Source organism: Flavobacterium sp. 245, assembly GCF_004362055.1.
In the GTDB taxonomy this organism is placed as follows: domain Bacteria; phylum Bacteroidota; class Bacteroidia; order Flavobacteriales; family Flavobacteriaceae; genus Flavobacterium.
The window spans coordinates 74,090-97,893 of the sequence record NZ_SNXB01000015.1 but is presented as its reverse complement, the minus strand read 5'-3'; the positions used below and the strand labels follow the sequence as shown (position 1 = coordinate 97,893).

Sequence of the window (23,804 nt, the reverse complement as noted above, 5' to 3'; positions counted from 1 at the left end):
GAAAGACCACATCAAGGTATTGATGGAAAAAAGCCAATCGAAATGATAAATCCGTTACCGAAATAAGTGACTTTTACAATTTCGACGTAAGGAGACTCGAGCGATAGCGACCGGCGAAGCAAATCTTCACAAGTAACTCCGCTAAGAAAATCAACATACCCGCAAAGTAACCATCAAGTTTTTCATTTCGACGAAGGAGAAATCCTCGCAAGTAACTCCGTAAAGTATATCAAACAAAAACACGTAAAAAGAAAGAAAAATCTTAAATGAATATTTTATCTTTCGCCGAAAAAATGCAACACCAAGAAGGCTATCACACATACTACATATACATTCTCACAAATAAATACAAAACTGTTTTCTATACAGGAGTTACAAACAATTTAAAAATCCGTTTAAACCAACATAAGGAAAACGCCGAAACTACAAACAAAACCTTTACATCAAAGTACAATGCCACATTCTTGCTATATTATGAAAAGTTCACTTGGATTCAAGAAGCAATTGCACGTGAGAAAGAAATAAAAGATTGGCGCAGGGAAAAGAAAATTGAATTGATTAAAACTATTAATCCTGATTTGGATTTTTTGAATTATTATTTGAATAATTTATGCAAAATGTTTCCAATCTTTGTAGAATTTCTTGCGAGGATTTCTCCTTAGGTCGAAATGACAAGATTGTGGGCAATTAGGGATGTTAATCTCTGTATGTTCATTTCCAATCTTTGTGGAGTTTCTTGCGAAGATTTCTCCTTACGTCGAAATGACAAGATTGTGGGCAATTAGGGATGTGAATCTTATTATGTTTCATTTCCAATCTTTGTGGAGTTTCTTGCGAGGATTTGCTTCGCCGGTCGCTATCGCTCGAGTCTCCTTTTGTTGAAATGACAAGATTGTGGGTAATTTGGGATGCGAATCTCATTATGTTACATTTCCTTTGTTTGCAAAGTTTCTTGCGATGATTTGCTTCGCCGATCGCTATCGCTCGAGTCTCCTTACTTCGAAATGACAAGATTGTGGATAATTTAGACTTAAACAATCTTTCTTAAACTCGATTTTTCATTTACCTTGCCACTAACATCAGTCCTAAAAACCAAAAAAACACACATAATTTTCCATCCAGAAAAACTATGTGTGTTTTTTAATAAATGAAATGCCTTTTCCAGACAATCCAAATCCTATGCCTCTATGTGTTTAAAAACTAATTTAAACCTTCTTACTCCCCTCAATATTCGGCAAGAAACCAGTAATAATCCCAATCAAAGGCAGAAACGCACAAATTTTAAAAACATATTCTATACTCGTTGCATCCGCGATTTTTCCTAGAACTGCGGAACCTAAACCTCCCATTCCAAAGGCAAATCCGAAGAAAAGACCGGCAACTAAACCCACTTTCCCTGGCAATAATTCGGTTGCGTAAACCAGAATTGCTGAGAATGCCGAAGAAAGAATCAATCCGATAATTACAGATAAAGTTCCTACCCAAAATAAATCCACATAAGGTAACAACAGTGTAAATGGCGCAACTCCAAGAATTGAAACCCAGATTACATATTTTCGTCCAAATCGATCTCCAATTGGACCTCCAATCAATGTTCCTGCTGCGACAGCGCCTGAGAATAAAAATAAATATATTTGAGATTGCTGAATTGTGATGTGAAATTTATCAATCAAAAAGAATGTATAATAACTCGTAATACTACTCATATAAAAGTATTTAGAGAAAATCAAAACTAATAAAATGATTAACGAACCGATAACTCTATTTTTTGATAAATGATGCGTTTCTATTTTATGCGCTGCTTTATTGGCATTTCTTTCAGACAAATGTTCCGTGTACCAAAGTGCAATTTTATACAAAGCAAAAATTCCAACTAAAGCGATAATACAAAACCACGCCACATAGCTTTGTCCGTGAGGAATGATAATAAAAGCGGCTAATAAAGGTCCGATAGCACTTCCGGCATTTCCTCCCAATTGAAAAATAGACTGCGCCAATCCTTTTTTGCCGCCCGATGCCAAATGCGCGACTCTCGAAGATTCCGGATGAAAAATCGAAGATCCGATCCCGATTAAACTTACTGATAATAATAGAAATGTAAAACTAGAAGCGATAGAAACCAGAAACAATCCGGTCATCGTAAAACACATTCCAATAATCAGCGAATATGGTTTTGAATTTTTATCGGTATACATTCCCACAAAAGGTTGTAAAATTGAAGCGACGATTTGATACGTAAAAGTGATAATTCCGATTTGACTAAAACTCAGTCCGAAATTTTCTTTAATGAGCGGATAAATTGACGGAACTATAGCTTGTAAAAGATCATTAATTAAATGCGAAAAGCTGATTATAAAAAGTATTGAATACGTTGTTTTTTTAATTACTTCTGGTTGTACTTTAACGGTTTCCATGAGTTGTTTTTAGGTTAATCTTCATTTTAAAAATAACAGCTGTATTATTTTTTTACAAAATTGAAATAAATTACAATGTCAAAATTACTATATTTGGACAATGAATAATCAGATTCGGACATATCGAATGGCGCAGGATTATGGATACCAGGTTGATCCATCGATACCTGTTATAGGTTATACCGAAACGGTAAATAATGAAATGTGCATCTCGCACTCGCATCCGAGAGCGCAACTTATTTATGCAACGCGCGGTGTAATGCATGTTGTAGTTGGAAATAATATCTGGGTTGTAAATCCGTTGCAGGGGTTGTGGCTTCCGAGCGGTGTAGAACATCAAGTTACTTTTCAGAAAGATGTTAATTATTACAGCGTTTTTATCGATCCATCTGCGACTGAAGGATTGCCTACGAACAGTTTCTCTTTTGATATTCCGATGTTTTTAAAACAGTTGGTTTTCAAAATTATTTCTTTTGGAACAAAGGGAAATCTAACCGATTCGCAACTAAGAATCATTGCTGTTTTTCTAGATGAATTGGCTCAAATTATGCCAAGTGCTACTTTTTTGCCTACAACCAATAATGAAAGGCTACAGAAAGTTGTCGAGCTTTTATTAAACGATGTGGCAAGTAAGCACAACATTGATTATTATGCTGAACTTTCGTTTATGAGCAGCAGAACTTTATCGCGCTTATTTATCAAAGAATTAGGAATGAATTTTAGTGATTGGCGCGCTCGTTTAAAATTGATCGAAGCCATTAAACGATTAGGCGAAAAACAATCCATTAAAGAAATCGCTTTAGATTTAGGCTATGAAACCGCCAGTGCTTTTATTTTTATGTTCAAAAAACATTTAGGAAAAACACCTTCTAATTATATTTTAGAGGATGAAAATGATAAAGATAAAATATCTGCATAATTTTTTCTGATGAAGAATTTCCCTGAAAACTTGAGTGAAAAATTGTTGAATTCTGTTTGAAGTCTGCCCTATTTCGTAAGGCATTTAATATTATATTCGTATTGAAAAAATATTATCAGATAAAAATCAGAAAAACATGAAAAAAATAATACCGTTCCTATTCTTTTTATCATTGCCATTTTGTTCAAGAAGTTGTCCAATAGATACAATTTCTTATTGGAAAGTTTATCACAATAATGTGTTGCTCAAAAATTTAAATGATTACACAAATAATTCAATTGTAATTAAAAGCAAAAATTATAAACCCGGAGACTATCTAGCAATTCAATATTTTGATGATACACCTTGCGAAGACTGCAAATTTGCATTGATAGTAAGGGGTGAAGGAAAATCTGAGATTTATAGAAGCGAATTCAAAGGTGAAAACAAATTAATTAAAATAAATTTAAAGAATTTAATTGATTTTCGACCAAAAACGAATCCATCAACTTTTATAATTTATCTATATGAATTAGAGGATAAAAACAAAAAAAATGGACAGAGATTAATAACGGTGAAAATAGAATAATGAACCCTAAACTTAAAAATCTAAATTAACAACAAACAAGCAATACTTATGAAACCTCAAATACGAATCCTTGTTTATTCAATTCTATTCTTTTTATACCTTACAACAACTACTGTTTTACTTACTATTGGAGAAAAATTAAAAACAGATCCTTATATAACTTTAGGCTGTGGTTTTGCTATTCTCAACTTAATTTATGCTTTCTTGGCTTTAAAATGGAATGTACTGCTTAATATAATCTGCTCGATTGTTATTGCTGCTTTGTCTCTGTTTTTGGCTTTAAAATTTACCAATTTGCATTTGCTTTTAAATTACGATCCGTATCAGGTTAAGACTGCAATATTTGCAAATGCAGTGTTTTCAATTATCTTTTGGGAAATTGTTTATCAGGTAAAAATTAGAAGATGAATATTGCTTCTAAAAAATACAACCATTTATTCGTCATTTTATTTCTTTTAACTAATTCATTTAGCTATTCACAATGCCTATGTGCTGAAATAAAGTTTAAATTGAGTCTTGATGACAATGCTTCTTCTTATTCTATAAAAACGACACATGCTCCAAATTTTGCTTTAATAGAAAACTGGAGGGACTTTAATGAACACGAATCAAATGGTAAAAGTGTTAACTTTGAGTTTGATACAAAAGGCGGAATAGATTCATTAATATTTGTTATTAGAAATAATAAAACAAATAAAACAATGAAAGTAAATGCTTTACATCTCGGTCCTGATCATGAATATCTAATTGATTTAACTGAATTTACAGAAGGTGACTTTTTATTTGATTGGAAAAAAATAAATCAATGTCAGCGAAAATTTAGAAATACTGAATTAATTGAATGCGAGAAAATCAAGTTTTATCAATTACAAATAATAACAGAAAAAGAGTTAAAAGAAACAAGTAATTTTTATATACGAAATAAAATAAAGCCCTTTAATTTGGAATATTTCAGAAACAACAAGGATAACTAAACTTAAAAAAAGAAACCTAAAACAAATTTAAACCCCAAAACCATGAAAATTACGATTCCCCTGTCGGCATTATTCCTGTTGCTTACTACCAATTTATTCAGCCAGACAATCGCTGATTTAAAATTAAAACCAAAAGAAATTCCAAAAAACTATACTTCAAACGACGGTAATATTTGCATTACTCCTCAGGCCTGCACTTTTTATAACGACATTGAAACCTACAGTAATATTGTTGGAACTGTAAAAAGCAAAGCCATTCAAAATTTTAAAAGCAAAGGAGATCGCGGTTCTATTATGTATTTTGAATTTGAGCACGTTTTTAAAGGCGATCGCTTTCTGCAAGGTTTATTGTGGGGAAAAGACGGCCAGCCAACTGATGAACATCCTGAAGAATATATAGCCAAAGGAAAATTTCTGATTATTTGGAGTTTTCGTCCGGACAGCCCGCTAAGAGAAAAATCAGAAGCGAAAATTGAGGCTATTTTGCAATAAAATAATTAAATCAAAACAAACAATTTTAGATGTCAGAACCGCTACTTACTTCCAAATTTAAAACCTCAAATATTATTTTTTACATTTTTGGAATCCTTTTCATATCTGCTTTATGCATTGTTATTTGCTTTTCAAAATTCAATCCCAATAATTTATCTACCTATCCCGATTTAGCAGCCGGATGTTTCTTAGCATTTTTTCCACTCTACATTCTTTACTACACGCTTAACTTACCAAAAATCATTATCTATTCCGATAAAATTGAATTGCATCGGTTTTTAGGGCTTTTCAAACGAGTATTCGTGCGCAATGAAATAAATAATTGGACTGCTAGAGAAAAGGAAAGCAAATACGGCAACTATGAGTATTTGTATCTTACTTTGAACAATAACGAAATCATTAAGTTGAACAGTTTCGACTATGCTAACTTTGAAGAAATAAAATGGACAATAATTAAAAACAAACCGCAAAACACTATTTTAAAAGAGAAATTAGACCGAAAGGAAAAAATAAAGCTCTCCATAATATTGGCCCTTTTAGGAATTCTATTTCTTTTCGTTGCGAGTCAATTTTACAAAGACGATAGCTTAACGAGAAACGATGTTTCTGTCATAAAAGGAACTTTATCAGCTGATATCAAGTTAAAACATGGCAAAAAATCTAAATCATTAATTTTCGAATTAGAGAATCTAAATGGTTTTAAATTTAAAATTGGAACCCTGGCTTTTAGAGAAACTTATTTTGAAGATTTAATGAAGGATTTCAAAAAGGGAGATACAATTTCTCTCACCATTGAAAAAGATCAATATGAAAAGAAAATAAGCAAAAAAACTCCAATGTCATCTTGGGATAAATTTAAGTATGAAGCAATTGCGGTAGTTGAAGTAAAAAACAAAAATTTCACCTATTTATCATTATCTGACTTTAATAAAACGCATCGAAACAATGACATTTCAGCATTTATTTTCTTTGGCCTCTGCGGGTTGATTTCGATAATAGGGTCCATTTATATTTTGCGAAAAATAAATCAGCTAAAAGCATAAAATGAACCACATGAAAAACCTACTATTCTCTATCGTTTTATTGTTGTTTTTTCAACCTTCTTATTGCGATGTTGTTCCTCCAAATTCGCACTATGTTCAGAGATGCGCCAAAATTATAAATATAGATGCCTTTCCTGATTATGGCATTTTTGCCTGTATTCAAAGTCCAACCAAAAAAGGAATTGAAGCTTATCTTATAAATTCTAAAGATTGTATTGAGAAGGGTTACAAATTCAATGCGCTTTATATTATGGCTACTCCAAGGGCGTATATTGAAAAATTTAGTAAAGGCTCTGCACAATGGCTCAATGATCGAAATATTTTAGAATCTTCCATTTCGATTCCTGTCGGTGAAAGTTACGTCGATAATGATGATCCAATATCATCTATTACAGAATATTATGAAATTGTCGAAATTACCAATACTAATTTTGAGCTTTATAAATGCAAAGAAATTATTAGTTACAGCGATGGAAGACCTGTTACATTAAAAAATTACCCGTTTCCAGAACGTCACAGAAAACAAAAAAACAATCCCGAAGTAGTTGAAATTTATCCCGATATACAAGTCTTAAGTTTTCTAAAAGCTTTACTGCTAACCCTATTTATAGAAACTTGTATTTTATTTCTTTTCTTTAAAACGAAATACAAAGAGGCAACAATTACAAATAAACTTTTACTATTTACCGGAATTATAGCATCATTTGCAACGCTACCATACGTTTGGTTTGTTTTTCCGGCTTTTATCCAATCCAGAATTCCTTATATTACAGTAAGTGAATGTTTTGCAGTTCTGGTTGAATCGGTTATTATTTACAAATTATTGAAAATAGAATATAAAAAAGCATTACTGGTTTCTATGATCTGCAATATGGTTTCATTTTCGATTGGATTGCTCATTAACTGGATTACTTTCACTTTGCCTTATTAATAGAGATAAATTCTTTCCTGAAAATAGTTTTAATTAATAGTCTAAATAAGTTTACTTTTAAGAATATAAAAAATCAGAAAACCATGAAAAGGCTGCCATCAATAGATATTGTTCGAGGAATTGTAATGATTATTATGGCTCTCGATCATGTTCGGGATTTAATGCATGTCGACTCGCTTACACAGACTCCGACTGATTTATCAACAACCACACCTTGGTTATTTTTTACACGCTGGATTACTTATTTATGTGCACCAACTTTTGTTTTTCTGGCGGGAACTTCAGTTTATCTTTCCTTTCAAAACAAAAATAATTTAGCCGAAACAAGACAGCATTTATTAAAAAGAGGTTTTTGGCTAATCTTCCTTGAATTTACAATTTTCAATTTCGGATTATACTTCGATATCGGTTTTCACACGCTTTTATTTGAAGTAATAGCCACAATAGGTTTTGGATTTATAATTTTAGGATTGTTACTGAAAATTCCATCCAGAATATTAGGAATTATTGGCCTCTCCATTTTAATTCTCCATAATCTTTTGCCTTTTATTGTGATTTCGCAAAATTTGGAATTGCCTCCAGTTTTAACGTCATTCATAAGTCCGTTTGGAACTCCATTTGGCAATCCTTTATTAGGAAGAGTATTTATCATGGCCTATCCGCCATTGCAATGGCTGGGAATTATGCTTGTTGGGTTTGCCAGCGGAAAATTCTTTGAACTGGAAGCTAAAAAAAGAAAAAAACTATTTATTAAAATTGGCTGTAGTGCTTTAGTTTTATTTGTCGGGATTCGCTTCTTGAATATTTATGGCGATCCAGCATTGTGGCATCTTCAAAAAGATGCTGTTTTTACTTTTTTGTCTTTCATCAATGTCACCAAATACCCGCCTTCACTCCTATTTTGTTTGCTTAATTTAGGTATTATGTTTTTGCTTCTTGCCTTTGCCGATCAATTTCACAATACAATAAAAAAAGTAGCTTTGGTTTATGGAAGAGTGCCTTTGTTTTATTTTATTGTTCATTTTTATGTCATTCATATTCTAACTGTAATTATGCTTTTTGCGCAAGGTTTCAGTTGGTCGCAAATAGAATTTGCTTCGGGAGCATTTGGAAGATCAAGAAATATTGAAAACGGTTTGCCTCTTTGGGGAATTTATTTAATGTGGATTTTTGTTGTGGCCATTCTGTATAAACCTTGTCAATGGTTTGGAAAATATAAGGCTGAAAACCAACATTGGTGGCTGAAATACATTTGATAATACAAACATAATGAGAAAGTTGCACTGTAGCCAACCTCTACAACGGCAATAAAAAACAGTCAAATTTTTTACAATTTTTTTATATTAGCATTTTGAATTTTTCTATATAAACTTAATTAAAATGAAAAATACGATAGAAATTGCTAATCGTTTTAGAGAAGTTATCTTAAACGGAACTTGGATTGCTAATACCAATTTTAAAGACCAACTCGAAAATCTAGACTGGAAAATTGCGGTTAGCCCGATTCAAAATTTAAATACGATTGCGGCTTTGGCGCAGCATATTCATTATTACATTAATGGAATAAATCAAGTCTTTAGAGGCGGAACATTGGATATAAAAGATCAATTTAGCTTTGAATTTCCTCCTATTCATTCGCAAGAACAATGGGATATTTTTCTAACCAAATTTTGGAATGATTCCGAAGAATTTGCTTCATTGGTTGAAAAAATGACCGATGAAAAAATCGATGATGTTTTTGTAGATGCCAAATACGGGACCTACAAAAGAAACATCGAAGCTATGATTGAACATAGTTATTATCATTTAGGCCAAATTGTATTAATTAAAAAACAGCTTAACGTTTAAAAAGCCTTGATGTAAAATTTTCTTTAAAACCTATAAGAAACATATTGGAAAAGATCTTGTGAGAAATAAATTTAGACACTAATTATGTAACACGAAAACAGAAAAAAAGGCGCATTTTCGATGCGTCTTTTTTTGTTTACGATCTTTTCAAAATAAAAAAATATCTTTTTATCATTGCGCAACCAAAAAGTTGCGTATATTTGCAACTAATTAGTTGCGTAATTTTATTTTTAAGATGAAACGAGATATTTTTCAGGCAATTGCCGATCCGACACGAAGAGCTATTTTGGTTTTGATTTCTGCCAATGCATTGACACCAAATGCAATTGCAGAACAATTTAATACAACGAGACAGGCGGTTTCGAAACATATTAAAATCTTGAATGAATGCGAATTACTTGACGAAAAAAAAATGGGAAGAGAAATTTATTATCAACTCAAAATCGACAAGATGAAAGAAATAGATCACTGGCTGGAGCAATTCAAGAAAATTTGGGAAAGCCGTTTTAGTCAATTGGACCAAGTATTAATGAATTTAAAATCTAAAGAAAATGAAATCTGATCTTATCATGAATTTTTCCGTAGATAAGGAAAATAAAAGCGTAAATGTGAAACGCGAATTTAACGCGCCATTGTCAAATGTTTGGTCTGCCTGGACAGAACCAGAAATCCTCGACCAATGGTGGGCGCCGGCCCCTTTCAAATCAAAAACAAAAAAAATGGAATTTAAAGAAGGCGGACGCCGATTATATGCCATGGTAAGTCCTGAAGGCGATGAACGCTGGAGCTTTTTTGAATATACTTCTATTTCGCCAAAAACGAATTTCAAACATACTTCTACATTTTGCGATGCTGATGAAAATCCGATTCCGAATTTTGGAAGTTCGCTTTGGGATATTACTTTTTCTGAAGAAGGCGAACTGACCGTTGTTGATATTTTAATTAAGCGCGACACTTTAGAAGAAATTGAACAAATTATTGCAATGGGCTTTAAAGAAGGATTTACAAGTGCGCTGAAAGGTTTGGATAAAATACTTGAAGCAAAAAAATAAACTTTTCTTCTTGACTTAACTCGTTGAGTGCAATTAATTTTAAACACATAGATTCATAGATTTTCTAAACTTGTAAAAGGCATTTCACTTTGCAATAACAAACATAGCTATATGTGAGAAACCGAGTTTCTTTTGGTATTCTTTTATACAGATTCAAAACTATGTTTCTATGTGTTAAATTGTTTTTTTTGAATTACACCCAGCGAATTTAACTTAATACTAATGTTTTTAAAAACTGAAAAAATATGAAATCAAATTTTTTAATGAATTTTACTGTAGATAAAGAAACCAATACGGTGAATGTAAAACGTGAATTTGGCGCGTCATTATCAAATGTTTGGTCGGCATGGACAGAACCAGAAATCCTAGATCAATGGTGGGCACCAGCGCCATGGAAAGCCCGAACAAAAAGTATGGAATTTAAAGAAGGTGGACGCCGACTTTATGCTATGGTTGGTCCTGAAGGCGAAGAACATTGGGCTATTGCCGATTTTACTTCGATAACGCCGAAAACAAATTTTAAATATCTGGATGCTTTCAGCGACAGCGAAGGAAATTTAAATGTCGATTTTCCGCGTTCTGACTGGGATGTGAATTTTTCTGAAAATGGTGATTCTACTTTTGTTGACATCGCTATTAAACACAAAAATTTAGCCGATCTTGAACAAATTATTGCAATGGGCTTTAAAGAAGGTTTTACGATTGCGATGGAAGGCTTGGATAAAATTTTTGAAGCGAAATAATGGTATTCTAATATTTTGAAATATTCAAGTTTCAAGTTTAATTGTCAGACTGAGCGAAGTCGAAGCCCGCGTTCCTATTGGAGCGCCCTTCGACTCCGCTCAGGGTGACAATCGGTTTTACAATTCACAATTTATAAATAACAATTCACAATTACCCCAGCCATCCTTCACGATCTAAACTTCTGTATTGAATAGCTTCGGCGATGTGCTGGGAAACTATGGCGGGTGCGTTGTCTAAATCGGCGATTGTTCTTGCTACTTTCAAAATCCTGTCGTAGGCTCGTGCAGAAAGATTCAGTCTTTCCATTGCGGTTTTGAGCAGTTCTTTTGACTGTTCATCTAATGCGCAAAATTCACGAATCAATTTACTGCTCATTTGGGCATTGTAATGTATGTTTTCAATTTCTTGAAATCGCACGGTCTGAATTTCCCTTGCTGCAGTAACACGTTTTCTGATTTCGACACTGCTTTCGGCTTTTCGGTCATCTGCCAGTTTTTCAAAAGGAACGGGCGTCACTTCAATATGAATGTCAATTCGGTCTAAAAGCGGTCCCGATATTTTACTCATATAACGTTGCATTTCGTGCGGTGAAGAAGTATTTGGCATGCTCGGATCGTTGAAAAAACCACTCGGACTTGGATTCATACTCGCCACCAACATAAAAGATGATGGATACGTTACGGTAAATTTAGCTCTTGAAATGGTCACTTCACGATCTTCGAGCGGTTGACGCATTACTTCTAAAACGTCGCGTTTAAATTCCGGCAATTCGTCGAGAAATAAAACGCCATTGTGCGCCATTGAAATTTCGCCCGGTTGTGGATAACTTCCTCCTCCGACAAGCGCAACATTCGAAATTGTGTGATGCGGACTCCTAAACGGTCGCTGATTCATTAAACCGACTTCCTTCAATTTTCCGGCAACACTATGAATTTTAGTTGTTTCAAGTGCTTCACGCAAAGTCATTGGAGGCAGAATACTTGGGACACGTTTTGCCAGCATTGTTTTTCCGGCTCCCGGCGGTCCAATTAAAATGATATTATGACCACCGGCAGCAGCAATTTCCATACAACGTTTGATGCTTTCCTGACCTCGAACATCTGAAAAATCATGCTCAGGGAAATCGAGTGTTTTGTAAAATTCGGTGCGAGTGTCAATTACTGTTGGCTGAAGCGTTCCTTTTCCTTTAAAGAAATGTATTATTTCTTGCAAATTGGAAACACCATAAACATCAAGCCCGGCCACAATTGCTGCTTCTTTTACATTTTGAATTGGCAGAAAAAATCCTTTGTAGCCTTCTTCTTTTGCTTTTATTGCAATGGGCAATGCACCACGAATAGGCTGTAAACTTCCGTCTAACGAAAGTTCGCCCATAATAATATATTGTTCAATTTCGGGTGCTTTTATTTGGTCAGACCCCACTAATATTCCCATTGCAAGTGGTAAATCGTATGCTGAACCTTCTTTTCTCAGGTCGGCGGGAGCCATATTTATGGTTATTTTTTTCCCCGGAAGACTTAATCCGTTATTTTTTAAAGCGGCTGCAATTCTAAAACTGCTTTCTTTTATTGCATTATCTGGAAGTCCAACTAAATGATAACCAATCCCTTTATCCATATGCACCTCAATCGTAATTGTGGTTGCTTCAACTCCAAAAACAGCACTTCCGTAAACTTTTACTAACATAATTATTCTTTCATTTAATGATTTTTAAATCTAATGAAAAAATAATTATTGTAAATATTTTATTACAAAAAAAATTAAATTAAAACGGAAGCTGGATCTGAATTTTAATTTCATCAACAATTTTACTCAAATCCAAACTGTTTTGATACGACCAAAACTGGCTTTCAATTTGACTATTTCGAATACAATTATGACATTCAATAATTTCATGTGAATATCCTTTTCCTAGAACCGGCAAACTGATTACAGCTTCTTTTTCTTCATCTATATATAAAGTATAACCATCGGCGACAAACCAAGGCGAATTGAGCTCGATTCTTCCTTTGGTTCCAGCAATAGTTGCTTTCATATCAGAATCGAAAACTATTGAAGAATGCAAAATCGATTGCGCTTTTTCATATTGCAAAATCATAGAAGTCTGCAAATCAATATCATTTTTATGTTTTATGGCTTTCGCAACTATTTCCTTCGGGTTTCCTAATAGTATGTAAGACAGAAATAATGGGTAAACGCCAATATCAAACAATGCGCCTCCACCCAATTTTTTATCAAAAAGTCTGAGATTTTCGGTTTCACTTCCGCGAAAAGCAAAATCAGCATTTATATATTTTACTTCCCCAATTTCTCCGTTTTCTACTTTTTTCAAAACTTCCTTTACTGCAGGAATAAAACGCGTCCAGAAAGCTTCCATAAAAAACTTATTATTCTTTTTAGAAGCTTCAATCATTCGAACAGCATCTGAATAAGAAAGCGCAATTGGTTTTTCACATAAAACATGTTTCCCAGCTTCTAATGCTTTAATAGATAATTCAGCATGTGAATCGTGCGGTGTGGCAATGTATATAATTTCCACTTCTTCATCGGCAAAAAGTGCTTCATACGAATCATAAGCTTTTGAACAATTGTACTTTTGGGCAAAATCATTTGCTTTAAAACTACTTCTAGAAGCAACTGCCGTCAATTCCGCATCTTCCAGCAACAATAAATCTGTCGCAAATTGATTGGCTATATTTCCTAAACCAACAATTCCCCACTTTATTTTTTCTAAATTCTTCATATTGAATCTTATACGCTATATAGCAGCGGTTTACTTAAATCTTCATCTAAAGTAGCGAAAAAACATTTCAAAAAAATAAAACTTGTATAACATATATTTCATATTTTTAGCAACAAATTAGCAAATACCATATGAAAAAAGCCCTACTACTACTCTTTTTGAGTGTTTTTTTAACAAAAACGTATGCTCAAGACTATTTCCCTGTTAATGAAAGTGTGCACAACAAAAGTAAAAATTACACTGTTTTTACAAATGCCACTATTTATGTTTCTCCAACACAAAAAATTGAAAAAGGAACTTTACTTATCCAAGATGGAAAAGTAATTTCTGTTGGAACTACTGTTGCAATTCCAAAAAACAGCATCACAATTGATCTAACAGGAAAAACAATTTACCCATCATTTATTGATATTTACACCAATTTTGGAATCGAAAAACCAAAAGCAAATGTAACTCCAGGACGCAGCCGTAACCCTCTTTACGATACAAAAAGAACGGGTTTTTACTGGAACGAAAGCGTAAGACCTGAAGTAAACGGTTATGAAACTTTTAAATACGACCAGCCAAAAGCAGATGAGTTTTTGAAAGCTGGTTTTGGTGTTGTTGGAACCCACGTACCTGACGGAATCGCTCAGGGATCTGGAGCTTTAGTTGCCTTAAACAACGAAAACAACTCGAAACAAATCATTTCAAACAAATTAACAAATCACTTTGCTTTTTCTAGAAGTGCCTTGACAAATCAGCAATATCCAAGTTCTTTAATGGGTATGATGGCTTTACTTCGCCAAATGTACCTGGATTTAGACTGGTACAAAAAAGGAAATTCTGAAACTAAAGATTTATCGTTAGAAGCATTGGCAAACAATGAAAAACTAGTTCAGATTTTTGCAACAGAAGATAAATTAAACAGTTTAAGAGCTTCAAAAATTGCAAAAGAATTTGGTTTAAACTACGTTTTAAAAGGAAGCGGAAATGAATTCGAAAGAATTGAAGAAATCAAAGGCACGAATGCAAAATTTATTATTCCGATAAGTTTCCCAGATGCTTATGATGTTTCGAATCCGTATTTATCAAACCAAATTGAATTGGCTGATATGCGTTTCTGGAATCAGGCGCCAACTAACTTAAAAGTGCTTTCGGACAACGGAATTGTTTTTGCGTTAACGACCGACAAATTAAAGAAAATCGAGGATTTTAAACCGAATTTATTAAAAGCAATAAAATACGGTTTTGATAAAACAAAAGCTTTAGAAGCTTTAACTACTATTCCGGCGGCTATTTTAGGAAAAAGCGACGAAGTAGGAAGTTTGAAAACAGGAAGTTATGCCAACTTTATTATTACTTCTGGAGAAATTTTTGACGAGAAAACAGTGTTATTTGAAAACTGGGTTCAAGGAAGCAAATTTATAGTAAATGATATCAACGCAAAAGACATCCGCGGTAATTACGACTTAACGGTTGGAAAAGATACATACAAATGGAAAATTGACGGAACTGCTGAAGCTCAAAAATCTGAAATCACAACCGTTGATGCTAAAAAAGTAAAAAGCACTTTTGCTATTGCTAAAAACTGGGTTTCTCTTGTAATCAAACCAGCAGATACTATAAAATCAAGTTTTACACGTTTAACTGGTTTTGTTGAAAAAGCAGATGTTTTATCTGGAAAAGCGGTTTTATCAAACGGAGATGAATTAGTTTGGAATGCAGTAAAAACAAGTCCGTTTGTTGCTGTAAAAGATACTGTTAAACCAGAAAAACCAAACCCAATCATGCCTGTAACGTATCCAAACGTTGCTTTTGGTGATACTAAAAAACAAACGGCTCAGACTTTATTATTCAAAAATGCTACAGTTTGGACCAATGAAAAAGAAGGAATTCTAACAGAAGCTGATGTTTTGATTAAAAATGGAAAAATCGCTGCTGTAGGCAAAAATCTTTCTGATGCAGGCGCAACTGTGATTGATGCAAAAGGAAAACACATTACAAGCGGTATTATTGATGAGCACTCGCATATTGCCATTTCTAAAGGTGTGAACGAAAGCGGCCACAACTCAACTGCCGAAGTTACGATTCAGGATGTTGTAAACTCAGAAGACATTAATATTTATAGAGATTTAGCTGGAGGGGTAACAATTTCACAATTACTACACGGTTCTGCAAACCCAATTGGTGGCCGATCTGCAATTGTAAAATGGAAATGGGGTGCTGCTGCAGATGAAATGTTATACAAAAATCAGCCTAAATTCATCAAGTTTGCTTTGGGTGAAAACGTAAAACAAGCAAACTGGGGAATTGATAATCCAACTCGTTTCCCACAAACCAGAATGGGAGTTGAACAAGTTTTTACAGATTATTTTCAATTAGCAAAAGAATATGACGAAAACTGGAAAAAATTCAACGCTGGAAACAAAAAAGGAAAAGCGCCAAGAGTGGATTTAGAATTACAAACTCTTGCTGAAATTTTAAACAAAGAACGTTTCATTACATGTCACTCTTATGTAGAGTCAGAAATTTTAATGCTGATGAATGTTGCTGAGAAATTCAACTTTAGAGTGAATACTTTCACACACATTTTAGAAGGTTATAAAGTGGCTGACAAAATGAAAGAACACGGAGTTGGAGCTTCAACATTCTCTGACTGGTGGGCTTATAAATTTGAGGTTAATGATGCGATTCCGTACAACGGACCAATTATGCACAATGAAGGTTTAGTAGTTGCTTACAACTCTGATGATGCCGAAATGTCTCGTAGATTAAATCAAGAAGCGGCAAAAGCGGTAAAATACGGAAACATATCTGAAGAAGATGCTTGGAAATTTGTCACTTTAAATCCTGCAAAATTATTACATATTGATGATAAAGTAGGAAGCTTAAAAGTTGGAAAAGATGCCGATGTTGTTTTATGGAGCGAAAATCCATTGTCTATTTATGCTAAAGCTGAAAAAACAATTATTGAAGGTGTAGTTTATTTTGATATCGAAAAAGATGCTCAGAAACAATTGGCTATCACTAAAGAAAGAAATCAATTGATTGGACAAATGCTGCAGGAAAAAAACAAAGGGAATAGTACTCAGGCACCAACAAGAAAAGAGAAAAAAGAATATCACTGTGATACTTTAGAACAGTTATAAGAGCTTTAGAAAATTCATAATGATAAAAAGAGACAACATGATAAATAAAAACATATATAAACTGCTGTTGTTATTTTGTGCTTCTGTACAAATAAATGCACAGCAAATACCGGCGCCAAAGCAATCTAAATCGGTTTTGATTTTAAATGCTACTGCACACTTGGGCAACGGAAAAGTGATTCAAAACAGTGCCATTGGTTTTAAAGACGGGAAAATTACTTTAGTAGCCGATGCAACAACAATAAGACTTGCCGCTGATGCTTATGACACGACAATTGATGCTTCAGGAAAACATATATATCCTGGATTTATTGCTGCAAATACAACTTTGGGATTAGTTGAAATTGATGCTGTAAAATCATCTGATGACGAAGAAGAAATTGGAACTTTCAACCCAAATGTTAGAAGTATTATTGCTTATAACTCTGAATCGAAAGTAGTAGAAACTGTTCGTCCAAATGGTGTTTTAGTAGCTCAGGTTACGCCACGTGGCGGCACAATTTCTGGTACTTCATCCATTGTACAATTAGATGCATGGAGCTGGAAAGATGCAATTTTGAAAGAAAATGACGGAATTCATTTGAATTTCCCTTCTAGTTTCAGGAGATCTGGATCTTGGTTTGAGCCGGGAGTTATTGAGCCAAATAAAGATTATCCAAAACAGGCCGAAGAAATAAATGCCTTTTTAATCAACGCAAAAGCATACAATCAAACAACTCCGAAAGAAAGAAATCTAGTTCTAGAAGCTACAAAAGGTTTATTTGACGGAACGCAAACACTTTACATTCATGCTGATGAAGAAAAACAAATTGTAGATGCTATTCAATTAGCAGCAGACAATCAAATCAAAAAGATTGTGATCGTTGGCGGATTTGAAGCTTACAAAGCAACTGCTTCATTATTAAAATATAATGTTGGTGTTCTTTTAAGACGTGTTCATGATATGCCAACAAGCGCTGACCAAGATGTAAACCTGCCTTATAAAATGGCAAAAATACTTACCGACAAAGGTATTGTTGTTGGTTTAGAAAATAGTGGTGATCACGAGCGTATGAGTGTACGAAACCTGCCATTCTTAGCAGGAACTTGTGCTGCTTTTGGCTTAGACAAAGAAATTGCTGTACAGCTTATTACACTAAATACTGCAAAATTATTGAATGTTGACACTACTTGCGGCTCATTAGAAACGGGCAAAGACGCAACTTTGTTTATTTCTGAAGGAGATGCTTTAGACATGAGAACAAACAAACTTACAACTGCTTTTATTCAAGGAAGATTGATCAATCTAGATACTTTCCAGAATAAATTAAATAGAAAATTCAAAGAAAAGTTCAATCAGAAATAGAAACTTTCTTTTCGTAAAAAACGGCATCTTTTGAAATACTCAATTGATGCCGTTTTTTATTTAAACCAAACAATTTAAACGTTCAAATAATTATTTGAAGAGAAAAAATTACAATTTTAAGAATAATATTATCTTTTTTTCATCTCAAATTGCAGAAATTATGTGTTTTGCCCATTTTAACTTTAATAAATTGTAAAATTTAAGTCTATTTTAAGAAATACACGCAAAATTTAGGGGGTCAAATTTAAAAATTAACAAAAATTAAACATTAGACTCTATTTTTTATAGGGGTGTCAATTGATTTTATACTTTTATAAAAAATTTAAAACTAAATAACTATGCGAAAAATTATTTTAAGTGTGATCCTCATCACGATTTTGTTACTATCTATTTTTTCTATCTCATTTGTTACTGAATCAAAAACATTAGGCGCCCACGTTGTCGAATTAAAATTAGACACGGGTGACACAGCATGGATGGTTGTTGCTACAGCTTTTGTATTATTAATGACTCCAGGATTAGGATTTTTCTATGGAGGTATGGTAGGCAAGAAAAACGTAATCAGCACAATGCTTCAAAGTTTCATGGCAATGGTAATTGTAACAGTTCTTTGGGTAGTAATTGGATTCGGATTATGTTTTGGACCAACTATAGGCGGTTTTATAGGAGATCCTTCTTCAAATATATTTTTTCAAGGAGTAAGCGCAAACACGGCGTGGGAACTAGCTCCAACAATTCCAATGATTCTTTTTGCTCTATTCCAGGCAAAATTCGCGATCATTACTCCAGCTTTAATTACAGGAGCTTTTGCTGAACGTGTACGTTTCTGGGCTTACTTATTATTCATGGTTTTATTTATCTTATTCGTATACGCTCCATTATGCCACATGACTTGGCATCCTGACGGTTTGTTCTTTGGATGGGGAGTTCTTGACTTCGCTGGTGGTACTGTAGTACACATGAGTGCTGGATGGGCTGCTTTGGCTGGAGCAATTTTCTTAGGAAAACGTAAAGTTCAAAAAGTAAATCCTGCTAGAATCACTTATGTATTATTAGGTACAGGTTTATTATGGTTTGGATGGTTTGGTTTCAACGCAGGTTCTGCAGTTGGAGCTGGAAGTCTTGCTGCACAGGCTTTAGGAACTACAACAATCGCTGCTGCATCTGCTGCTATGGCATGGGTTTTCCTTGATAAAATATTAGGACACAAATTATCTGCAATGGGTGCTTGTATTGGTGCTGTTGTAGGATTAGTAGCCATTACTCCTGCTGCAGGTTTCGTAAGTATTCCTCATGCATTAGCAATTGGTATTATCGCTGCTGTTATCAGTAATCTTGTAGTTAGCAAATTCCCTAAAGGAAAAATTGACGATGCTCTTGATGTATTTGCTTGTCACGGTGTTGGCGGTATGGTAGGAATGCTTTTAACTGGAGTTTTTGCTTCTAAAAGTGTAAACTCAATTGTTGGTGATAATCAAGGATTAATTTTTGGTGATGCCACTTTATTCTTAATACAATTAAAAGCATTAGTTATCGTATCAATCTTTGCTTTTGGAGCTTCTTATGCTTTATTCTTCATTGTAAACAAAATAACTCCACTAAGAGTTACGGAAGAAAAAGAAGAATTAGGATTAGATATTTCTCAACACGGAGAATACTTATAATAAAAAAGAATTTCCTCTTTTTGCCTTCATAAAAAATCCCTCTAAGTTAGCTTAGAGGGATTTTTGTTTATTGTAGATTTTAGAACAAAACTTCATATCAGCAAAATATTACAAACACAAACTTCTTAAAACATAACCCGCGGTTTCAACCGTGGGGACGCATAGGATAGAGGTTTGATATTGGTCATATTACCGCAGTTTCAACCGTGGAGGCGCAAAGAATATAGGCTCAATAGATTATGTTCCCGCGGTTGAAACCGCGGGCTATGTTTTTAAAAATGATTAATAATTAGTTATTTCACTTCTTACCTAGTCTAACTTATTAATCATTAGTTTCATTAGAAAAAAGACTAAGAACTAACAACTAAGAATTAACAACTAACAACTAATTACTAAGGACTAAGGACTAAGAACTAAGGACTAAGGACTAACAACTAAGAACCAAAAATCTTATTTAAAATTAGAAATTCCTTCTTTCAACCAATGCAAATATTCTTCTGTACTTACATAACTAATTGTCGGTTTTGAACTGTTCAAGTTATTCCCTTCTAAATCTGTAATAACATATAAAGGCTGTGTGTTTGTTTTATATCTCGAAATCATAAAATCAGTCCACTTATCACCTACCGTAATGATTTCATCTCCCGCTTTAGTTACAAATTGTTCCTCTTTTGGCAATTCTCTTTTATCATCAACATAAAGAGAAATCAAAACAACATCATTTTTTAAGATTGGTAAAACCGTTGGATCTGACCAAACATTATTTTCCATTTTTCTGCAGTTTACACACGCATATCCGGTAAAATCCAGCATAATTGGTTTGTTGATCGATTTTGCATAAGCCAATCCATCTTCATAATCATGAAAAACCATTATTCCGTGCGGACCTAATTCAGCTCCTTCTGGCAAGCCTTTTATATCTGAAGTTGCAGCTGTTCCATTAGCAGAACCCCCAAATCCAAACGGACTCTCACTATAAGTTTGAGGTGGCGGAAAAGCACTAATTAATTTTAAAGGCGCTCCCCATAGTCCCGGAATCATATAAATTGTAAAACTTAAAACAAGTAATCCTAATGATAATCTTCCAACCGAAATATGATGTGTCGGACTATCGTGTGGCAAGGTAATTTTTCCGAATAAATATAGTGCAAGAGTTCCAAAAATAGCAATCCAAATCGCTAAGAAAACTTCTCTTTCTAAAAAATGTAATTGAAGTACTAAATCGGCATTTGATAAAAATTTGAATGCTAAAGCCAATTCTAAAAACCCTAAAACGACTTTTACCGTATTTAACCAGCCACCAGATTTTGGCAATGAATTTAACCATCCTGGAAACATCGCAAATAACATAAACGGAAGTGCCAATGCCGAAGAAAATCCTAACATTCCAACAACTGGAGCGATTCCTCCATTTGAAGCCGCATCCACTAATAATGTTCCAACAATTGGCCCTGTACAAGAAAAAGATACAATCGCTAAAGCCAGAGCCATGAATAATATACCAATGATACCGCCTTTATCAGCTTGCTGATCGGCTTTGTTTGCCCATGAATTTGGAAGCATAATTTCGAATGCCCCTAAAAACGAAGTAGCAAAAACAACCAAAATCACAAAGAATATCAAGTTGAACCAAACATCTGTAGATAATGCATTTAAGGCATCTGCGCCAAATATTTTAGTTACAATTAAACCCAATATTACGTAAATAGCAATAATTGAAAATCCATATATAATTGCGTTTCTAATTCCCTTTGCTCTGCTTTTACTTTGCTTCGTAAAAAAGCTTACCGTCATTGGAATCATTGGAAAAACACATGGCGTCAATAAAGCGGCAAAACCACCTAAAAAAGCAAGAAAAAAGATCGACCATAAGCTTCTCGTAGGCACAGGTGCCGGCATATCTTCTTTTGAAACCGGTTCTTCTATATTAGATTTTACTACCTGAACTTTTGCTGTATCTGTTGCTTTTGCAATTGTATCTACTGCGATTCCAGCAACTTTTGTTTCATCTTTTTTCGCTTCTGTTATTGCTGGAACTGCTTCCATATTGAAAGTCGACGGAATAGCAATCGAGAATTTTTTATTCGAATTGATGCAAACTTCTTTACAAACCTGAAAATCAAAATCAACATCAACTGTTTTTAAATTCGGGTTTATAATTTTAATTTCTTGTTCAATGTGTGCTTTTCCTTCAAAGAAAGTTTCATTTACACCAAAAACATCATTAAAAGCCGTTTTAGTCTTTCCTTCTTTGGCTTTACCAACTAATTCGTAATTTCCTTTTTGATTTTTAAATGCAATTTCCAGTGCCAGCGGACCGCCTTCTGGTGTGAATTGCGAATACATATGCCAGTCTTTTTCAATCGTTCCGTCAAAAATTAATACGGCATTGTTTCCAGCTTTTTTTTCAATTTTTGAGGTCCATTTTACTGGCTCTAAAATTTGAGCATTGCTTTTTGCAAAAGAAAAAAGAAAAAACAGTAAAAATAAAAGAGATTTACTCCAGACATTTTTTAGCGTTATCGCTTGACGGTATTGATTAAAGTTCATTATTGCAGTTCTATTTTAAGTATTTTATTTGTGGTATTTTCTATTTTAAATCGCTCATCTTGTCTTATGCCTATAATCCAGACAATTTGATTTTCTGAACATAAAATCCATGTTTTTTCCTTTTCGATGAGTGATAATTTTTCGTCTTTAAAAAGCTTGCTCACTTTTTTAGATTTTCCCTGCATTCCAAACGGATGAAAAACATCTCCTTCATTCCATTTACGTAAAATCAAGGGATAGCGGATTTTTTCAGCGTCAACAAATATAACTTTATTTGAATCTATAGTTATGTGATCTACGTTACAAAGTCTCAATTTTAAGGGAAAATTAACGTCTGTCTCATTTTCTGCAATCTCAAATTCTTCTTTTTCTGAGATTTCAGAAATCGGACTCAAAATCAATGTTTCCCGATTCTTTAATAACCTAAATTCATCTGAAAAAACCTGTTTTCCTGATTGTCTATCTACTAAATCATAAATATCATTCCATGACGAAAATCCAAATTCATTCAGCCATTGGTATAAATACGATTTATAATTAGGTAGTTTTTTAAGCTGATTCAAATCAAAATGGATATCATCTCCGTTTTCTTTTGCCACTTGCTGATAAATCATTATCGAAGCATCTTCAACCATTTCCTTTGATTCCTGCAAATAAGATTGTGTTTTCTGAAAAGCATCCAAAAAGTTCGGATTTATTTCCTTTAAAATCGGAATTAAGTCATGACGAATTTTATTTCGAATATATTTATTTGATGCATTACTGCTGTCTTCACGCCATTCGATTTTATTTTCTTCGGCATATTTCAGAATTTCTTCTCTTGAAAAAGGCAAAAGCGGACGAATAATTTTATCATTTTCCTCCGGAATTCCAGTTAATCCATCTAAACCGGTTCCTCGTGTCAGATTGATAATAAAAGTTTCCAGATTATCATCTGCATGATGTGCGGTCAGAATATAATCGAAGTTTTTTTCTTCTAAAAGCTCATAAAACCAGCTGTATCTCAATTCACGCGCTGCGACTTGGATCGAAAGCTTATAATCTTTGGCGAAGGCCTCTGTATCAAATTGTGTAATAAAAACACGGATATTACTTTGATCGCAATACTCCTGAATAAAATTTTGATCTCCAAAACTTTCTAAACCGCGAAGCTGAAAATTGCAATGCAAAACCGCAATTTCATAAGGCAACTGCTGAAACAAATGCAGTAAAACCATACTGTCTAAGCCCCCGCTAACAGCGAGAAAAAGCTTTTTATTGCCTAAAAATGGAAATCTGGATGTGATATGGTTTTGGAATTTTGAAAGCATTTGATAAAAGTAACAAATTAAATTTTATCTATTTTTAAATGAAATGTTAAGCAGTGATTTTTTTGTTTGCCACGAA

At 33.7% G+C, this 23,804-nt stretch carries 21 protein-coding genes; 16 read left to right on the top strand and 5 right to left on the bottom strand.

The window, feature by feature from the left end:
• The first annotated feature begins 293 nt into the window (after nt 1–293).
• Nucleotides 294–662 carry a GIY-YIG nuclease family protein gene (locus tag EV145_RS21290; RefSeq protein ID WP_133527201.1) on the top strand — a complete coding sequence of 123 codons (369 nt, stop codon included), beginning with the start codon at nt 294–296 and terminating at the stop codon, nt 660–662.
• Between the two features lie 543 nt (nt 663–1,205).
• On the opposite strand, the gene EV145_RS21285 is transcribed toward EV145_RS21290, so the two are convergent.
• Nucleotides 1,206–2,414: an MFS transporter gene (locus tag EV145_RS21285; RefSeq protein WP_133527199.1), complete on the bottom strand. Its 1,209-nt coding sequence runs from the start codon at nt 2,412–2,414 to the stop codon at nt 1,206–1,208.
• A gap of 100 nt (nt 2,415–2,514) precedes the next feature.
• Here EV145_RS21285 and EV145_RS21280 point away from each other — a divergent pair, with 100 nt between their 5' ends.
• The 12 genes from EV145_RS21280 (at nt 2,515) to EV145_RS21225 (ending at nt 10,984) form a co-directional block, all read left to right on the top strand.
• Nucleotides 2,515–3,333: an AraC family transcriptional regulator gene (locus EV145_RS21280; protein ID WP_133527198.1), complete on the top strand. Its 819-nt coding sequence runs from the start codon at nt 2,515–2,517 to the stop codon at nt 3,331–3,333.
• A gap of 136 nt (nt 3,334–3,469) precedes the next feature.
• Nucleotides 3,470–3,901: a hypothetical protein gene (locus EV145_RS21275; RefSeq protein ID WP_133527197.1), complete on the top strand. Its 432-nt coding sequence runs from the start codon at nt 3,470–3,472 to the stop codon at nt 3,899–3,901.
• 48 nt (nt 3,902–3,949) lie between these two features.
• Nucleotides 3,950–4,309: a hypothetical protein gene (locus EV145_RS21270; RefSeq protein ID WP_133527196.1), complete on the top strand. Its 360-nt coding sequence runs from the start codon at nt 3,950–3,952 to the stop codon at nt 4,307–4,309.
• Nucleotides 4,306–4,875: a hypothetical protein gene (locus EV145_RS21265; protein ID WP_133527195.1), complete on the top strand. Its 570-nt coding sequence runs from the start codon at nt 4,306–4,308 to the stop codon at nt 4,873–4,875. Before EV145_RS21270 ends, EV145_RS21265 begins: the two co-directional genes overlap by 4 nt.
• A 42-nt stretch (nt 4,876–4,917) precedes the next feature.
• A complete protein-coding gene (locus EV145_RS21260) occupies nt 4,918–5,367 on the top strand; it encodes a hypothetical protein (protein WP_133527194.1) in 450 nt (149 codons plus the stop codon).
• Nucleotides 5,368–5,669: 302 nt separating this feature from the next.
• The gene (locus EV145_RS21255) at nt 5,670–6,410 is read left to right on the top strand and encodes a hypothetical protein (protein ID WP_133527193.1); all 741 of its coding nucleotides are present in this window, start codon (nt 5,670–5,672) and stop codon (nt 6,408–6,410) included.
• Between the two features lie 10 nt (nt 6,411–6,420).
• The gene (locus EV145_RS21250) at nt 6,421–7,341 is read left to right on the top strand and encodes a hypothetical protein (protein WP_133527192.1); all 921 of its coding nucleotides are present in this window, start codon (nt 6,421–6,423) and stop codon (nt 7,339–7,341) included.
• Nucleotides 7,342–7,424: 83 nt separating this feature from the next.
• Entirely contained in the window at nt 7,425–8,597 is a 1,173-nt protein-coding gene (locus EV145_RS21245; protein WP_133527191.1) for a DUF1624 domain-containing protein, read from the top strand.
• A 124-nt stretch (nt 8,598–8,721) separates the two neighbouring features.
• Nucleotides 8,722–9,189 carry a DUF1572 domain-containing protein gene (locus EV145_RS21240; RefSeq protein ID WP_133527190.1) on the top strand — a complete coding sequence of 156 codons (468 nt, stop codon included), beginning with the start codon at nt 8,722–8,724 and terminating at the stop codon, nt 9,187–9,189.
• 235 nt (nt 9,190–9,424) lie between these two features.
• Complete coding sequence (locus EV145_RS21235) at nt 9,425–9,751, top strand: ArsR/SmtB family transcription factor (protein ID WP_133527189.1); 327 nt, start codon at nt 9,425–9,427, stop codon at nt 9,749–9,751.
• Nucleotides 9,741–10,241, top strand: a complete 501-nt coding sequence (locus tag EV145_RS21230; protein ID WP_133527188.1) for an SRPBCC domain-containing protein — start codon at nt 9,741–9,743, stop codon at nt 10,239–10,241. The genes EV145_RS21235 and EV145_RS21230 overlap by 11 nt, the downstream gene beginning before the upstream one ends.
• A gap of 245 nt (nt 10,242–10,486) precedes the next feature.
• Nucleotides 10,487–10,984 carry an SRPBCC domain-containing protein gene (locus EV145_RS21225; RefSeq protein ID WP_133527187.1) on the top strand — a complete coding sequence of 166 codons (498 nt, stop codon included), beginning with the start codon at nt 10,487–10,489 and terminating at the stop codon, nt 10,982–10,984.
• A gap of 151 nt (nt 10,985–11,135) precedes the next feature.
• Here the strand turns inward: EV145_RS21225 and EV145_RS21220 are convergent, their stop codons facing one another.
• Nucleotides 11,136–12,671, bottom strand: coding sequence for a YifB family Mg chelatase-like AAA ATPase (locus tag EV145_RS21220; RefSeq protein ID WP_133527186.1), 1,536 nt, complete (start codon nt 12,669–12,671; stop codon nt 11,136–11,138).
• 79 nt (nt 12,672–12,750) lie between these two features.
• Nucleotides 12,751–13,728, bottom strand: coding sequence for a Gfo/Idh/MocA family protein (locus tag EV145_RS21215; RefSeq protein WP_133527185.1), 978 nt, complete (start codon nt 13,726–13,728; stop codon nt 12,751–12,753).
• A 131-nt stretch (nt 13,729–13,859) separates the two neighbouring features.
• On the opposite strand from EV145_RS21215, the gene EV145_RS21210 reads away from it, so the two are divergent.
• The 3 genes from EV145_RS21210 to EV145_RS21200 all read left to right on the top strand — a co-directional run bounded on the left by EV145_RS21210 (nt 13,860) and on the right by EV145_RS21200 (nt 19,868).
• Nucleotides 13,860–16,859 carry an amidohydrolase family protein gene (locus EV145_RS21210; RefSeq protein WP_133527184.1) on the top strand — a complete coding sequence of 1,000 codons (3,000 nt, stop codon included), beginning with the start codon at nt 13,860–13,862 and terminating at the stop codon, nt 16,857–16,859.
• 37 nt (nt 16,860–16,896) lie between these two features.
• On the top strand, nt 16,897–18,204 hold the full coding sequence (locus EV145_RS21205; protein WP_133527183.1) for an amidohydrolase family protein: 1,308 nt from the start codon (nt 16,897–16,899) through the stop codon (nt 18,202–18,204).
• A 338-nt stretch (nt 18,205–18,542) separates the two neighbouring features.
• Entirely contained in the window at nt 18,543–19,868 is a 1,326-nt protein-coding gene (locus EV145_RS21200) for an ammonium transporter (RefSeq protein WP_133527182.1), read from the top strand.
• A gap of 450 nt (nt 19,869–20,318) precedes the next feature.
• Here the strand turns inward: EV145_RS21200 and EV145_RS21195 are convergent, their stop codons facing one another.
• Together EV145_RS21195 and tilS are read right to left on the bottom strand one after the other, a co-directional pair.
• On the bottom strand, nt 20,319–22,418 hold the full coding sequence (locus tag EV145_RS21195; protein WP_133527181.1) for a protein-disulfide reductase DsbD family protein: 2,100 nt from the start codon (nt 22,416–22,418) through the stop codon (nt 20,319–20,321).
• A complete protein-coding gene (tilS, locus tag EV145_RS21190; protein WP_133527180.1) occupies nt 22,418–23,728 on the bottom strand; it encodes a tRNA lysidine(34) synthetase TilS in 1,311 nt (436 codons plus the stop codon). The genes EV145_RS21195 and tilS overlap by 1 nt, the downstream gene beginning before the upstream one ends.
• Nucleotides 23,729–23,804 lie beyond the last annotated feature (76 nt).

Excerpts from the sequence above, each read along its gene's own strand:
- EV145_RS21270 (WP_133527196.1), top strand. The coding sequence starts at position 3,950 with ATGAAACCTCAAATACGAATCCTTGTTTATTCAATTCTATTCTTTTTA.
- EV145_RS21215 (WP_133527185.1), bottom strand. The coding sequence starts at position 13,728 with ATGAAGAATTTAGAAAAAATAAAGTGGGGAATTGTTGGTTTAGGAAAT.
- EV145_RS21210 (WP_133527184.1), top strand. The coding sequence starts at position 13,860 with ATGAAAAAAGCCCTACTACTACTCTTTTTGAGTGTTTTTTTAACAAAA.
- EV145_RS21220 (WP_133527186.1), bottom strand. The coding sequence starts at position 12,671 with ATGTTAGTAAAAGTTTACGGAAGTGCTGTTTTTGGAGTTGAAGCAACC.
- EV145_RS21235 (WP_133527189.1), top strand. The coding sequence starts at position 9,425 with ATGAAACGAGATATTTTTCAGGCAATTGCCGATCCGACACGAAGAGCT.
- tilS (WP_133527180.1), bottom strand. The coding sequence starts at position 23,728 with ATGCTTTCAAAATTCCAAAACCATATCACATCCAGATTTCCATTTTTA.
- EV145_RS21275 (WP_133527197.1), top strand. The coding sequence starts at position 3,470 with ATGAAAAAAATAATACCGTTCCTATTCTTTTTATCATTGCCATTTTGT.
- EV145_RS21200 (WP_133527182.1), top strand. The coding sequence starts at position 18,543 with ATGCGAAAAATTATTTTAAGTGTGATCCTCATCACGATTTTGTTACTA.
- EV145_RS21285 (WP_133527199.1), bottom strand. The coding sequence starts at position 2,414 with ATGGAAACCGTTAAAGTACAACCAGAAGTAATTAAAAAAACAACGTAT.
- EV145_RS21195 (WP_133527181.1), bottom strand. The coding sequence starts at position 22,418 with ATGAACTTTAATCAATACCGTCAAGCGATAACGCTAAAAAATGTCTGG.
- EV145_RS21205 (WP_133527183.1), top strand. The coding sequence starts at position 16,897 with ATGATAAATAAAAACATATATAAACTGCTGTTGTTATTTTGTGCTTCT.
- EV145_RS21250 (WP_133527192.1), top strand. The coding sequence starts at position 6,421 with ATGAAAAACCTACTATTCTCTATCGTTTTATTGTTGTTTTTTCAACCT.
- EV145_RS21265 (WP_133527195.1), top strand. The coding sequence starts at position 4,306 with ATGAATATTGCTTCTAAAAAATACAACCATTTATTCGTCATTTTATTT.
- EV145_RS21260 (WP_133527194.1), top strand. The coding sequence starts at position 4,918 with ATGAAAATTACGATTCCCCTGTCGGCATTATTCCTGTTGCTTACTACC.
- EV145_RS21240 (WP_133527190.1), top strand. The coding sequence starts at position 8,722 with ATGAAAAATACGATAGAAATTGCTAATCGTTTTAGAGAAGTTATCTTA.
- EV145_RS21280 (WP_133527198.1), top strand. The coding sequence starts at position 2,515 with ATGAATAATCAGATTCGGACATATCGAATGGCGCAGGATTATGGATAC.
- EV145_RS21230 (WP_133527188.1), top strand. The coding sequence starts at position 9,741 with ATGAAATCTGATCTTATCATGAATTTTTCCGTAGATAAGGAAAATAAA.
- EV145_RS21245 (WP_133527191.1), top strand. The coding sequence starts at position 7,425 with ATGAAAAGGCTGCCATCAATAGATATTGTTCGAGGAATTGTAATGATT.
- EV145_RS21290 (WP_133527201.1), top strand. The coding sequence starts at position 294 with ATGCAACACCAAGAAGGCTATCACACATACTACATATACATTCTCACA.
- EV145_RS21225 (WP_133527187.1), top strand. The coding sequence starts at position 10,487 with ATGAAATCAAATTTTTTAATGAATTTTACTGTAGATAAAGAAACCAAT.